Source organism: Streptomyces katrae, from assembly GCF_002028425.1.
Lineage (GTDB): Bacteria > Actinomycetota > Actinomycetes > Streptomycetales > Streptomycetaceae > Streptomyces > Streptomyces katrae_A.
In genome coordinates, this window is the sequence record NZ_CP020042.1 from 554,520 (window position 1) to 566,984 (window position 12,465).

General features: G+C 74.2%; 11 protein-coding genes. 4 read left to right on the forward strand and 7 right to left on the reverse strand.

Going from position 1 to position 12,465, the window contains the following annotated elements:
* Positions 1–4: 4 nt before the first annotated feature.
* The 5 genes from B4U46_RS02790 to B4U46_RS02810 all read right to left on the reverse strand — a co-directional run bounded on the left by B4U46_RS02790 (position 5) and on the right by B4U46_RS02810 (position 6,040).
* Entirely contained in the window at positions 5–379 is a 375-nt protein-coding gene (locus tag B4U46_RS02790; RefSeq protein WP_123995888.1) for a hypothetical protein, read from the reverse strand.
* Positions 380–579: 200 nt separating this feature from the next.
* Positions 580–2,958: a SpoIIE family protein phosphatase gene (locus B4U46_RS02795; RefSeq protein WP_335755366.1), complete on the reverse strand. Its 2,379-nt coding sequence runs from the start codon at positions 2,956–2,958 to the stop codon at positions 580–582.
* 106 nt (positions 2,959–3,064) lie between these two features.
* Positions 3,065–3,577 (reverse strand): GNAT family N-acetyltransferase, encoded by a 513-nt coding sequence (locus B4U46_RS02800; protein ID WP_079423754.1) that lies wholly within the window; start codon positions 3,575–3,577, stop codon positions 3,065–3,067.
* Positions 3,578–3,689: 112 nt separating this feature from the next.
* Complete coding sequence (locus B4U46_RS02805; protein WP_079423756.1) at positions 3,690–4,631, reverse strand: hypothetical protein; 942 nt, start codon at positions 4,629–4,631, stop codon at positions 3,690–3,692.
* Positions 4,628–6,040, reverse strand: coding sequence for a phenylacetate--CoA ligase family protein (locus tag B4U46_RS02810; RefSeq protein ID WP_079423757.1), 1,413 nt, complete (start codon positions 6,038–6,040; stop codon positions 4,628–4,630). The genes B4U46_RS02805 and B4U46_RS02810 overlap by 4 nt, the downstream gene beginning before the upstream one ends.
* A 397-nt stretch (positions 6,041–6,437) precedes the next feature.
* Between B4U46_RS02810 and B4U46_RS02815 the strand changes: the two genes are divergently transcribed.
* The 4 genes from B4U46_RS02815 (at position 6,438) to B4U46_RS02830 (ending at position 11,038) form a co-directional block, all read left to right on the forward strand.
* Complete coding sequence (locus tag B4U46_RS02815) at positions 6,438–7,232, forward strand: helix-turn-helix domain-containing protein (protein WP_237292568.1); 795 nt, start codon at positions 6,438–6,440, stop codon at positions 7,230–7,232.
* 254 nt (positions 7,233–7,486) lie between these two features.
* Positions 7,487–8,866: a uracil-xanthine permease family protein gene (locus tag B4U46_RS02820; RefSeq protein WP_237292570.1), complete on the forward strand. Its 1,380-nt coding sequence runs from the start codon at positions 7,487–7,489 to the stop codon at positions 8,864–8,866.
* Positions 8,867–8,900: 34 nt separating this feature from the next.
* Positions 8,901–10,331, forward strand: coding sequence for an amidohydrolase family protein (locus B4U46_RS02825; protein ID WP_079423763.1), 1,431 nt, complete (start codon positions 8,901–8,903; stop codon positions 10,329–10,331).
* The gene (locus B4U46_RS02830; RefSeq protein ID WP_079423765.1) at positions 10,328–11,038 is read left to right on the forward strand and encodes a sulfite exporter TauE/SafE family protein; all 711 of its coding nucleotides are present in this window, start codon (positions 10,328–10,330) and stop codon (positions 11,036–11,038) included. The genes B4U46_RS02825 and B4U46_RS02830 overlap by 4 nt, the downstream gene beginning before the upstream one ends.
* Here the strand turns inward: B4U46_RS02830 and B4U46_RS02835 are convergent.
* Both B4U46_RS02835 and infA read right to left on the reverse strand, forming a co-directional pair.
* Entirely contained in the window at positions 11,022–12,101 is a 1,080-nt protein-coding gene (locus B4U46_RS02835; protein WP_079423766.1) for a LacI family DNA-binding transcriptional regulator, read from the reverse strand. The two genes, B4U46_RS02830 and B4U46_RS02835, sit on opposite strands and share 17 nt — an antisense overlap.
* 137 nt (positions 12,102–12,238) lie before the next feature.
* Positions 12,239–12,460 carry a translation initiation factor IF-1 gene (gene infA / locus B4U46_RS02840; RefSeq protein WP_079423768.1) on the reverse strand — a complete coding sequence of 74 codons (222 nt, stop codon included), beginning with the start codon at positions 12,458–12,460 and terminating at the stop codon, positions 12,239–12,241.
* Positions 12,461–12,465 lie beyond the last annotated feature (5 nt).

The following is a 12,465-nucleotide window of genomic DNA, read 5'->3' on the forward strand; positions in this document are numbered from 1 at the left end:
GCCGTCAGCCGCGCCGGCGGCGGCGGCCTGCCATCACGACGACGGCGATGACGGCGGCCACGATCAGCAGCACGACCAGGACGCCCACGACCAGCGCGGCGGTGCCCAGCTTGCCGAGGATGCCCTTCTTCTTTTTCTTGGACTTCTTCTTGCTGTCCTTCGACACCCCCGACGCCTGCGTGTGGGCGGAGGCGGTCACGCTCGTCCCGCGGACGGATCCGGCCAGGACACCGGCCGGGGCGGCGGCCGCCACGGCGGCGCCGGCCGCGCCTGCGCGCTGGGCCGTGGGCGCCGCCGCCGCATTCGCCGGCAGCGGGGCCAGCAGCAGCCCTGCCAGCAGCGCCACGGGTACCGCCCTGGCGATCACACTCTTCCTCACACCGTTCTCCCTGTCTTCGACACCCGGTACGGGCCCCCTCCATGCCAGGTGTCTCGTACCCCTGGGAGCGGCGCGTACGCACGATCCGGCCATCCTGGGGTGCCGGGCCGCCGGAAGCAACCGCGCGGCCGGGCAGGGGGAGCTCCTGCGGACCGTCCGGAGGGGGCGGGCACGGCCGGAAGCCGTACGGCCGTTGTCCGTTACGGCTCCGGGGGCAGGTGGACGTCCAGGACGCAGATGTCGTCGCGGTGGGGGGTGCGGCCCGCGGCCAGGGTGCGGGCGAGGGTGTCGGCCCGGCCCTCCCGGACGAGGCGGGCCGCGGTCGCGGCGAGGGCGGCCAGGCCTTCCTCGATGTCCACGCCGGGGTCCTCGACGAGGCCGTCGGTGTAGAACAGCAGGTGGTCGCCCGGCAGCAGACCGATGACCTCCTGCCCGTAGGCCACCTCGGCGGCGGCGCCGAGCAGGTTCCCCTCCGGCTGGGGGAGGAACTGCGCCCGGCCGTCGCGGATCAGCAGCGGCGGGAGGTGTCCGGCGCGTACCCAGCTGAGCCGGTGGCCTTCGGGCTGGTAGCGGGCCATCACCATGGTCGCGGTGGCGGCCCCGGACGGTTCCGCGGCCGTGTGGAGCAGGAGGGCGTTGAGCCGGCCCAGGACGTCGGGGAGGGCCGAGCCGGTGACGGCCATCCCCTTGGCGGTGAACCGGAGTTGGGCCATCGTGCCGACGGCGGCCAGGCCGTGCCCGGCGACGTCCCCGACGACGAAGAGGGCGCAGCCGTCGGGGAGGGGGATGGCGCTGTACCAGTCGCCGCCCACGTTCACCCCGGCGTCGGCGGGCAGGTAGGCGACGTCCACGCACAGCCCGGCGAGTTCCAGGGACTGCTCGGGGATGGGCAGGAGCGTTTCCTGGAGCCGTGCGGCGAGGGAGCGTTCGGCGCGGAGCATGCCCCGCTGGACGAGGTTCGCGCGTTCGCTCTCGCGCAGGGCGATCTCGATGTCGCGCTGGGTGGTGACGTCCTGGACGAAGCCGTGCACCTCGACCGGGGTGCCGTCCGTGTCGTGGCCGGCCTCGGCGACGATCCTCAGGTGCCGCACCCCGTCCCTGGTGGTGATGCGGAAGGGCTGGTCCATGCCGGCGCCGTCCTCGAGCAGCCGCTGGACGGCGCGGCCGAGTCCCGGCAGGTCGTCCGGCAGCACGTGGCGGGGGAGTTCTTCCAGGGGGATGGGCCCCAGGGCGGGGTCGCGCCGGAAGACGGTGTAGACCTGATCGGACCAGGTGATGGTGTCCGTGGTGAGGTTCCAGCTCGCCCACCCGAGGTTGCCCAGGCGCTGGAGGTCGGCCAGCCGGCGCGCCTCCAGGTCGCTGGTGTCGAGGCGGACCCAGGAGGCCACCAGCCGGTCCCTCACGCGCGAGGCTCGCACGGAGAAGACGGAGTGGCGCGGGACCCCCGCGGCGACCTCCTCGTAGGTGAAGGGAAGTCCCTCGTAGACGGTGCCCGTGGCGAGGGCGTCCAGGTAGCCGTCCCACAGGGGGCTCCCGGCCACCGTGGGATACGTCTCGAGGACCGTGCGGCCGACCAGTTCCTTGCCCTTGCGGCCCGCGACATCGACGGATTCCGCGGTCGCCGCGTCGATCCGGAAGTCCTCCACGGAGCCGTCCGCCGCACGCACGGGGGTGAGGAGCACGGCGGGCCCGGACAGCACGTCGAAGATCTGCTGGACCGTCGTGACGTCCTCCTCGGCGGGCACTGGGCGCACCGCCGGCGGCGCGCCCAGTGCCCCGCCGCACAGCCGGACCACCCGGAGCAGCAGGTCCCGTGTCCGGTGGTCGAACGGCCCGGGTTCGCGGCGGAAGAAGCCGACGGCGGTCGTGGAGGGGGCTCCCGGTGCCGGGATCCAGGCGCGCGACAGCCACCGTTCGGGGTGGGCTCCGATGCGCAGGTAGCCGTCGGAGGCCTGGTCGGGGGCCTCCACCCACACGGGCCGCCGGCGGGTCAGGGCCTCCAGCACGGCGAGGCTGCCGAGCGGCGGGAGGTGGCTCCACTGCTGGGCGGTGGCGCCGTCGATACCGGCGTGCCCGGCCAGCTCCAGGCTTCCCGCGGGGTCGCGGGTGTAGATCATGACGGCGTCCACCCCGGCGGGCTCGTTCAGGGCCGTCCGCAGCAGTTCCGCGACCTCGGCGGGGCCGCTGGTGGCCGCCAGGGCCTTGGCCAGCCGGTCCGGCAGGGCGCTCCGTCCGGCGCCGGACGCCCCGCCGGGGGCGTACCCGCCGGTGCGGAACACCGTCCCCGCCGGTGCGTTCCGCCGGCCGTCCGCGGCCCGGACGGGGGGCCAGCCGGCACCGCCCAGGGTGAGCAGGCACTCCTCGGTCAGGGTGCGCCGGTGGTCTTCGGCGCGGCGTTGCAGGAGCTCGTACGCCTCGTCCGCGGGCAGGCCCTGCCGGGCCATGAGCACGCCCTTGGCGCGTTCGAGGACGGCCGCCGTCGCGGCTCCCGCCTCCAGGTCCTCGACCTCGGCGCGGAGCCGGGCCACCACCTTCGCCAGGGCCAGCATCTGCGGTGCTGTGCCCTCTGACCGGGGCACGGCCTCGTCCTCCTCCATAAGTCGAGGATGCCACTCCCCGGCGTTCACCCGGGTGCCGCCACGGACGGCGGCGCCCGAACCGGCCGGAAACCGACCTTCGCCGGGCTCAGAGCCCGCGGCGGTAGCGGAGCTCGGTGAGGACGGTCCCGTCGTCGTACGCGTCGTCCTGGGACCGGCCGTCGGCCCGGTAGCCGGCCCGCTCGTAGAAGCGCAGGGCCCGTTCGTTCCCGTCGAGGACCCACAGGGCCGACGCCGTGAACCCCTCGGCGCGCATCCGGGCGTGCGCCTCGTCCAGGAGGGCGCGGCCGATGCCCGTGCCGATCAGCTCCGGGGCGGCGTACAGGGCGTACACCTCGCCGGTGCCCTCCGGCTCTCCGTCCTCGGGGCGGCCGTAGCAGAGCCACCCGACGGGGCCGCGGTCGTCGGCCGCCACGAGGTCCCGCGAGGTCCGGCCGGGCCGGGCGAACCACTCGCGGCGCCGGGCGGCGTCGTCCTCGACCGTCATCGCGTCCAGGTGGGAGCGGGGGACCAGGCCGGCGTACGCCGCCTGCCAGCCCCGGACCCGGATCGCCGCGACGGCCTCGATGTCGGCCGCGTCCATGTCCCGTACACGTATCATCGCGCCACCCTAGTGCTGTGACCGGAAAGGTTCACCGTACGAGCCGCGGCCCTCCGCCTTGCGATGCACCGCACCGGACACCGCGAACCGGCAAACCTTTCCAGCCACAGCACTAGCCGCTCACGATCAGGTCCGGCCCGGAGGGCGACGGCCGGGCCGGTGCGGTGCGGGACGGCCGCTGCCGGGGCGTTCCCAGCCGGTCGCGGCCGAAAACGATCTCGGCCATCCGCCGCTCGGGGCCGCGGCGGCGCAGGAGCAGGTGGCCGATGAAGGCGGCCGGGCCGAAGAACACCTGGGCGGGCATCACCGCCGGGACGTGGCCGGTGACCGCGCCGGCGATGTGCAGCGCGGCCACAGGGGCTACGACGCCGAAGAGCAGCACCAGCGCGGTCCCGGTCCACAGCCCCGCCTTCCCGTACGCCTTGTGGGCGGTGGTGGTGAAGAGGGCGTACGCCAGCAGGTCGCCCATGCCGACCACCGCGCCGAGGTCCTCTCCGATGCGCAGCCCGGCCGCGGGGGCGAACGGATAGCCCTGTACGGCTTCGGACAGCTCCTCGGTCAGGGGCACGACCCAGGCGAAGACCGCGTCGTAGAGGGTGAGGGCGAGCAGGAACCAGGCAACGTTCCTCAGCCGCATCCCGCCCTGCACGTTGATGTTGGTGGCGGAGACCACGACGAGGCCGACGACGCAACTGTTGAGGATCCAGTAGGGCGCGGAGGTGTCGCCGAAGGCGAGGTGGGCGCCGAGCACGGCGGCGATCAGCGCGGCGATCAGGGCCCAGCGCAGCCGGCCGTTGCCGATGACGGGCTGGTAGCCGACGGACAGCCCGCCCGCGAAGACGAGGGCGAGCACGACCGGCAGGACGGCGCCGGGCAGCGCGAGGTAGACGTACGGCAGTGCCAGGACGAAGCCCATCATCACGAAGATGTCGCGGCCGTCGAAGACGCCGACCGGCGGCCTCGTCGCGCGTACGGTACGGAAGTAGTGGACCGCTCCGGCGCACACTGCGAGCGCCAGGGCGCTGGTGACCGCGAGCTGGAAGAAGACCGTCATGCGGGGCTCCGGGTGAAAGTGTGCTCCAACAGGTCGCAGCGGAGGGGGAAGCGCCGCGCGGCCTCCTCGTCGCTGAGCGGCAGGATCGTGACGTCCGCATCGATGTCCTGGGCCCGCAGCCGCTCGGTCACTTCGGCGGCGGTGACCTCCTTGGCGGCGACCTCCACATGGAGTCGGCCGTCGGCCCCGACGGCTGCCCGGTGGCGCAGCGGGAACGGCAGCCCGGGGGTACCGTCCAGCGCCTCCACGATCTCGCGCGGGGTCACGACGGCGTCGCTGGTGCGGTGCAGCTGGCCCGCCTTGCCGAGGATGTAGGAGACCGCGGGCACCATCGCCAGTTCGCAGTCCGGTTCTTCCTCCAGGGCGCGGACGACGTCACCGGTGTTGTACCGCAGGACGGGCATGCACTCCCGGTAGGGGTAGTACGGCGTGACCGTCAGCTCGCCGAGCCGGCCGGGGGCGGCGGGCTCGCCCGTCTCCAGGTCGAGCACCTCCGTGTACCCCATGTTGGGATCGATGTGCAGATGGCGCCGGCTACAGGTACGGCCGCCGACGGGCAGCAGCTCGGTCATGCCGAAGGCGTCGCCGACGACCTCGGCCCCGAACGTCTCGCGCAGGGCGTCCATGAGGTTCCGCGACAGCATCTCCCCGCCGCCGTAGATCGCCCGCAGCCCGAAGTCGTCGGGGCCGTAGCCGCTTCGGCGTGCGGCGGTCACCAGCTGGCCCAGGTAGCTGGGGGCGCCGGTGAGTATGGTGGGCCGGGTGCCGTTCCGGCCGAGCAGGTGCTCGATGGACTCGTCCGGCGGGATCTGCCCCACGACGTGGCACGACGCGTTGGCGAGCCGGCACACGGCGACGTCCTCCTGTACGGCGGCCGTCGCCCTGGAGCTGAGGTTGATCTGCATCCGGTCGCCGGGGCCGAGTTCGCCGCGCAGGACGAGGGACAGCGCGATCAGCGCGGGCCAGAGTTCCATCTCGTAGCGGGAGAGCCAGATCTGGACGGGACGGCCGGTGGTGCCGGTCGTCTGCGTCGCCAGGTACGGGGCGCTGCACAGGAAGTCGGCGGGGCGTTCGATCAGGTCGGCCTTGCGCGTGACCGGGATGCGGGTGAGCGTCTCGGTGGTCAGCCCCTCGAGGTCCACTCCGGCGAGCAGCTCGCGGTAGAAGGGCGAGCGCTTGGCGAGCTTGCGCACGGTCCGCCGGAGCGCGCGGTTCTGCAACTCCCGGCGCTCGTCCGGGTCGGTGAACGGCCCGTCGGCCAGTTCGTCGACGTCGTCGCCCAGCGAGCCGAACTCCTCGAGCGTGGCAAGAGCGTCGGCGACCAGCCGCTCCACGGTCCGTGCGCTCAGCCGTCGGCCGAACACCATGGACAGCGCCACCCGTACCTGCCGGACACCGGTCTCCAGCACTCATGCCTCCCTTGGGCGTAGCGAGGGGGTGGGGGCGGAAGCCGCCCCCACCCCCCATTTCGGCTCTGCGTCAGCTGACGGAGCAGTACGAGAAGAAGACCGACGTCATGGCACCCATGACGTACTTGAACTGCTTGGCGCTCGTCTTGATGGCGCTCATATGTGCCTCCCCTGTTTGCTGTGAGTGGACGAACACCTGGCCTCCGCCGGAGGTTCGGTGGTGCGCCCCTTGACGGACAACACACTGGCGCGATCGCGGCGAGCGGGCAATGATCGGGTCCATTCAACGGACCGGCGACTGAGGGGAATCCATACGGGCACCCCAACTGACCTGGCCCGAACGGGGAATTGTGGGGGCCGTCCGATCGGCGGCCCCCTGCTTGAGAGGGGGACCCTCATGGCCAGATCCGGCGCTGAGGGCCGCGGCGTGCTGGAAGGCGCGTTCGCTCTGATGGAAGTGCTCGCGCACGACGAAGAGGTGGGGCTGACCCGGCTGGCGAACGACGCCGCGCTGCCGAAGGCCACCGCCCACCGGCTGCTCGGACAGCTGGTCGAGCTGGGCGCGGTGCAGAGTCACGAAGGGCGTTACCGGCTGGGCCCGCGCACGTTCCGGCTGGGGCAGGCCTGGCATCCGGCGCGGGCGCTGCGGGCCGCTTCGGCGCAGCCGCTGCGGGAGCTCGCGGCGGTCGCCGGCGGGGTGAGCCTGAGCCTGTCGGTGCCCGAAGCGGGGCACATCATCGTCGTGGGGGGCATGCGGGGCGAGGTGGACGAGGTCTTCCCGCTGCGCTCGGGGGTGGTCCTGCCGCCCGGCAGCGCGGCGGAGCTGGTCCTCGCGGCGTCCGCGCCGGTGCCGCGGCGGCCGGCGGGGTGGACGGCGGCCGCATGGGCGCGCGAGGTGGCCGCGATCCGGGAGCGGGGGCTCGCGTTCGACCACGAGAGTTGCGTGGAGTCGTTGTCGTGCGTGGCGGCTCCAGTGCGCGCCGCCTCCGGTCACGTGGTGGCCGCGGTGGCGGTGACCGCCCTGAACGGGAAGCTGATCCCCCCGCTGGGCGATGCCGTGGGCCGCGCGGCATCGATGATCAGCGCCAGGCTGGCCCGGCTTCCGGAACCGGGGGCGCGAGCGCGCCGGAGCGGACCGGCCGTGGACCGGGGGGCTTCGGAACTGGCCGCTGCAGCGGAGCGGGTCCGCTGAGCCGGCGACCGGCGTGAGCTTCCGCTTCCCCCGCCCGGGCCATGGCCGCGGGCGGGGGAAGCGGCTTTCCGGGCGCCCGGGCCGGCACGTCGGCGCGACCGGCGCCCGCCGGCAATGGAATCAACGCGTCCGCAACCCTTGACGGGCCTTCGGGGCCCTCACATACTGGCGGCCAAATCGATTTGGCCGCGCCCCGGCTCCTCCCTGGAGCCGGGGCGCGGCCGAAGCCGGAGCGAGCCGAACGGAGCTCGAACGTGTCCAGTCCCCGCACACTCCCCCACCCCGTGGACCAGTCCCGCCCGCTGAGCCGGATCCTCCTGTTCGGCGTCCAGCACGTCCTCGTCATGGCGGCGACCCCCGTCTCGGCGATCTTCCTGATGAGCGCGACCCTGCACCTCGGCCCCCGGCTCACCGTGAACCTCCTCTCGGCGGCCTTCGTGCTGTCCGGGGTCGGCTCCCTGATCCAGTCGCTGGGGCCCTGGAAGTTCGGGCCCCGGCTGCCGTTCGTCATGCTGCCGGGCGGGGCCCCGCTGATCCTCTTCCTGGCCATCGCCGACGAGCACGGGGTGCGCACCGCCACCGGGGCGGTGATCATCAGCGCGGTCTTCACCTTCCTCGTACTGCCGGTCTTCTCCCGCCTGCTGAAGTACTTCCCCACCCTGGTCATCGGCACGATGATCGTCATCGTCGGGGTGAACCTGGTGAAGGTCGGTGCGCTCCTCGTCACCGGGCGTCCCGGCCAGCCGGGCTTCGCCGACCCCGCGAACCTGGCCCTGGGCCTGGCCACGATCGGCTTCACCGTGGCCCTCTACTGGCTGTTCAGCGGTGTCCTGCGGCAACTCGCCGTGATGCTGGGCCTGATCGCCGGCAGCGTGCTGGCGTTCGCCCTCGGACGGATCGACTTCGGCGGGGTCACCGAGGGCGGGATCCTGAGCGCTCCGCAGCTGATGCCGTTCGGCACGCCCGAGTTCCACCTGGTCGCCGCGCTGCCGCTGATGCTGTACGCCCTCGCCTCCATGGCCGAGGCCACCGGGCAGACCGTGATCAACGCGGAGACCGTCGGCAAGGAGATCGACGCGCGCACCGCCGTACCGCGCACCGTCCGCGGGGACGCCCTGGTGTCCGTCCTGGCCGGCTTCCTCGGGCTGCCGCTGATGGTGACCAGCGGCGAGAACATCGGCATCGTCCGGGTCACCGGGGTGCGCAGCCGGTTCGTCACCGCGGCCGCCGGCGTGGTCCTCATCGCCATCGGCTTCCTGGCGCCCGTCATCCGCGCCATCAGCGTCATCCCGTCCGCCGTCGTCGGCGGCACGGCCATGGTGGTCTTCGCCGTCATCACCGTGCTCGGCGTGCAGATGCTCGGGAAGGCCCAACTGGACCGGCACTCGCACGCGTTCATCTGCGCCGTCGCCATCGCGCTGGGCCTGCTGCCGATCCTGGTCCCCGGCGTCTACGCGGGCCTGCCCTCCGGCGCCCGGATCCTGCTCGAAAGCGGCGTGGCCGTAGGCGCGTTCACCGCCGCGCTCCTCAACGTCCTGTTCCACCACGTACGGCCCCGGCTCTCCCGCGGCGCCGCCGGCCCCGCCCTCGCTCCCGCCGACGCGGGCGCCCCCGCTCCCCTGCCCCATGTGTGAGCCCTACGCGAAAGACGAGATGAGCACCCTCCCGATGAGACACCACACCACCGCCGGCCCCCTCCCCGACCTCCGCCGGCCGGCCGACGGTCCCCGGCTCCTGGTCCCGGACCTCGTGCTCACCCCCGAGGGCCTGCGGGAGGGCTACGCGGCCGTCGTCGACGGCGGCGCCTTCCAGGCCGTCGGGCCGGCCGCCGTGCTGGAGCGCGAGCACCCCCGGCTGACGCCGGTCCGGCTGCCCGGGCACCTGCTGATGCCGGGGTTCGTCGACGCGCACCACCACCTGACGCAGAGCTTCGGCGCGGCCCTGGCCTTCGGCGAGCCCTCCGAGATCTTCCGCCGCGTCTGGGTCCCCCTCGAGGGAGCCCTGGACGAGGAATCCGCCTACACGGCCGCCAAGCTGTCGGCGCTGGAATCCCTGCGGGGCGGGTTCACCACCGTCGCCGAGGCCGGCACCCGGGCCCCGGTGGACGTCGGTGTCGTGGCCGCGGCCGCGGGCGACGCGGGAATCCGCTGCGTCCTCGGGCTCGTCTGCAACGACGTCCCCGATCCCGCGGGGGCCGGGGGGACGGAGGACACCGCCTCCGTCCTGGCCGCCGCCGAGAAGCACCTCGCCCGGTACGAGGGCGCGGAGCTGGTCCACCCGTCGCTGGCGGTCCCGGTCCCGGAGGCCGCCACGGAGCGGACCCTGCGGCACACCGCCCGGCTCGCCGCCGAAGCGGGCGCCGTGGTCCAGATCCACGTCAACGAGCACCTCGCCGCCGTGGAACGCTCCCTGGTCCGGCACGGGCTGCGCCCGCTGGAGTACCTGCGGGAAGCCGGCGCGCTGGGGCCGCAGTTGCTCGCGGCCCACGCCACGCTGGTCACCCCGTCCGAGCTCACCCTGCTCGCCGACGCGGGCGCCGCCGTGAGCTACAACCCGGTCGCCAGCGCGTGGAAGGGCAACGCCGTGGCCCCGGCCACCGCCATGGCCGAACGCGGGATCCGCTTCGGCCTGGGCACGGACGGCACCCGCGGCGACGCGCTGCGCCTCGTGGAGGCCGCCGAGTTCGCCCAGCGCCTCGCCTACGGCCTGGCCACCGGGGACTCCTCCTGCGGGGCGGGCTGGACCTGGCTGGACCGCGGCGGCCCGGGCGGCGCGGACGCCCTCGGCCTCGGGGCGCTCACCGGCCGGATCGCCGCCGGGGCGGCCGCCGACTTCCTGCTGGTCGACGTCGGCGGCCCGGAGATGCGGATCTCCCGGGACCTGCCCTGGGAGCTGGTCCGGCGCGGGAACCGCGACCAGATCACCGCCGTGTTCGTCGCCGGCCGGCTGCGGATGTGGCGGGGCCGGGCCGTCGGCTGGGACGACCTCGCGTTCCTCGACCGGGCGGCGGAGCTGGCCGACGAGGTGGTCGCACGGGCCGGCGTGACCCGGGCGCACCCGACCTCCGCGGCCGCACGGGCCGGGAGCGCCGTCCGGTGAGCGCCGCGACCTTGCTGGTCCTCGCCCTGGTCGTGGCGGTCGCCGCGTTCGTCCAGGGGACCAGCGGCCTCGGGTTCGCGCTGGTCGTCGCCCCGGTGGCCGGACTGCTCGACCCCTCGCTGCTGCCGGTGTTCGTCCTCGCGTCGATGATCCCGCTGAACCTCTACGTGGTCTGGCGCGAACGGCACTCGCTGGACCTGCGGGGCGCGGGCTGGATCTCGGCGGCGCGGCTCGCCGCGACCCCCGGCGGGCTCCTGCTGCTGTGGGCCGTGCCCGGGCAGCGGCTCGGCGTCGTCGTCGGCGTGGCGACCGTCCTGGCGGCGGCCGTCAGCCTGGCGGCGCCGGCCTTCGTGCCGGGCCGGGCCGCCTACCTGGGCGCGGGCGTGGTCACGGGACTCACCGAGACGGCGACGGGGGTGGGCGGTCCGCCGCTGGCCCTGGTCTACCAGCACCGTCCGCCCGCGGAGCTGAGGTCCACGGTCGCGCTGTGCTTCCTGGTCGGCGAGGTGGTCTCCCTCGTCCTGCTCCTGGCCACCGGCCACGGCACGCCGGGTCAACTGGGCTGGGCCGCAGCCCTGTTGCCCGCGCTGGCCCTCGGGGCGTGGCTGAGCCGGCTGGCGCACCACCGGATCGACGCCGCGCGGATGCGCCCCCTGGTCCTGGGCTTCGCGCTCGTCTCCGGTGCGGTGCTCATCCTGGCTCCGTGACCCGCAGCGAGGAGGCGCGGGCGATCACCCGGGGCTCGGGCGCCGCCGCCGGAGCCCCGGCGGCGACCCCGCGCAGCCGGGACAGGAGCAGTTCGACGGCGTCGGCGGCCGCCCGGCCGAGGTGCAGGTCGACGGCGGTGAGCGGGGGTTCGCAGGTGCGGGCCCGCGGCCCGTCGTACCGGGTGGCGACCAGTACGTCCTCGGGGACGCGCCGGCCGCTGTCGCGGATGGCGCGGACGGCGCCGACCGCGAAGACGTCCACGAGGGCGCAGACGGCGTCGGTCCGCGGATGGGCGGCCAGCAGGGCCGCGCAGGCGTCGTACCCGGCCTGTTCGCCCCCCTCCTCCGGGGCGGTCACGACGACGGGGGTCCAGCCCCTGTCGGCGGCGGCGCGTTCGTAGGCGGCGCGGGCGTCGACGGAGGAGTGGCGGGTGCCGGCGCCGATCAGCAGCGCCGGACGGCGGGCCCCCTGCTCGCGCAGGTGGTCCAGCAGCAGTTCGGTGACGGCGCCGCCGCGCAGGTCCACGTACGGGGCGTCCGTCCCGGCCACCTCGCGGCCGAGCGCCACGTACGGCAGGCCCCGCTCGCGCAGCTGCGCGACGGCCGGGTCGTCCTCGCCGGGCTCGACCACGATGGCGCCGTCGATGTCGAGGGAGTGCAGCGGGGATCCGGACTGCACCGGGGGGACCAGGACGAGCGCGTAGCCGTGCACCATGGCGCGTTCCGCGGCGGCGGCGGCGATCTCCATGTAGAAGCCGAGCCTGGAGGGTCCGGCGGCCACCGCGAAGGGCATGGAGGAGGCGAGTGCGATGACCTTGGCCTCGCCGTTGCGCAGGCGCTGCGCGCGCAGGTTGGGCCGGTATCCGAGCTCGGCCGCGGTCTGCTTGATGCGTTCGCGGGTCCGGGGGTCGACCTTGCCGAGTCCGTTCAGGGCATGGGAGACGGTGGTCGGCGACACGGAGGCGGCCCGGGCGACGTCGGCGATCGTGGGCTTGCGCCGGCGGGCGCCTCCGACGGAGCCGGACGGCAGCCCGGAGGCGGAAGCGGAAGCGGAACTTGGCATCTGCGGAAACGCTCCTCGCTCGGGCGGCCGGGTCGGTCCCCTCATCTTCGCCGAACCGCCCGCCGTCCTCCAGCCCCGTCCCCGGCCGCCGGGCCGGGGGCGTGCGCCCGGGGGTCCCGGGCGCACGCTTCGCCGGCTCAGCGGTACCGGTAGACGATCCGGCCGCGGGTGAGGTCGTACGGGCTCAGCTCCACGAGCACCCGGTCCTCGGGGAGGATCTTGATGTAGTTCTTCCGGATCTTCCCGCTGATGTGCGCGAGTGCTTGGTGCCCGTTCTGGAGCTGCACCTTGAAGGTCGCGTTGCGCAGGCACTCGACTACGGTGCCTTCGACTTCGATGCCCTTGGCTGTTCTCGGCAAGGTGT

Bases quoted from the DNA above. Each gene is read 5' to 3' on its own strand.
- B4U46_RS02805 (WP_079423756.1), bottom strand. From the start codon at position 4,631: ATGACGGTCTTCTTCCAGCTCGCGGTCACCAGCGCCCTGGCGCTCGCA.
- B4U46_RS02800 (WP_079423754.1), bottom strand. From the start codon at position 3,577: ATGATACGTGTACGGGACATGGACGCGGCCGACATCGAGGCCGTCGCG.
- B4U46_RS02835 (WP_079423766.1), bottom strand. From the start codon at position 12,101: ATGCCAAGTTCCGCTTCCGCTTCCGCCTCCGGGCTGCCGTCCGGCTCC.
- B4U46_RS02815 (WP_237292568.1), top strand. From the start codon at position 6,438: ATGGCCAGATCCGGCGCTGAGGGCCGCGGCGTGCTGGAAGGCGCGTTC.
- B4U46_RS02825 (WP_079423763.1), top strand. From the start codon at position 8,901: ATGAGACACCACACCACCGCCGGCCCCCTCCCCGACCTCCGCCGGCCG.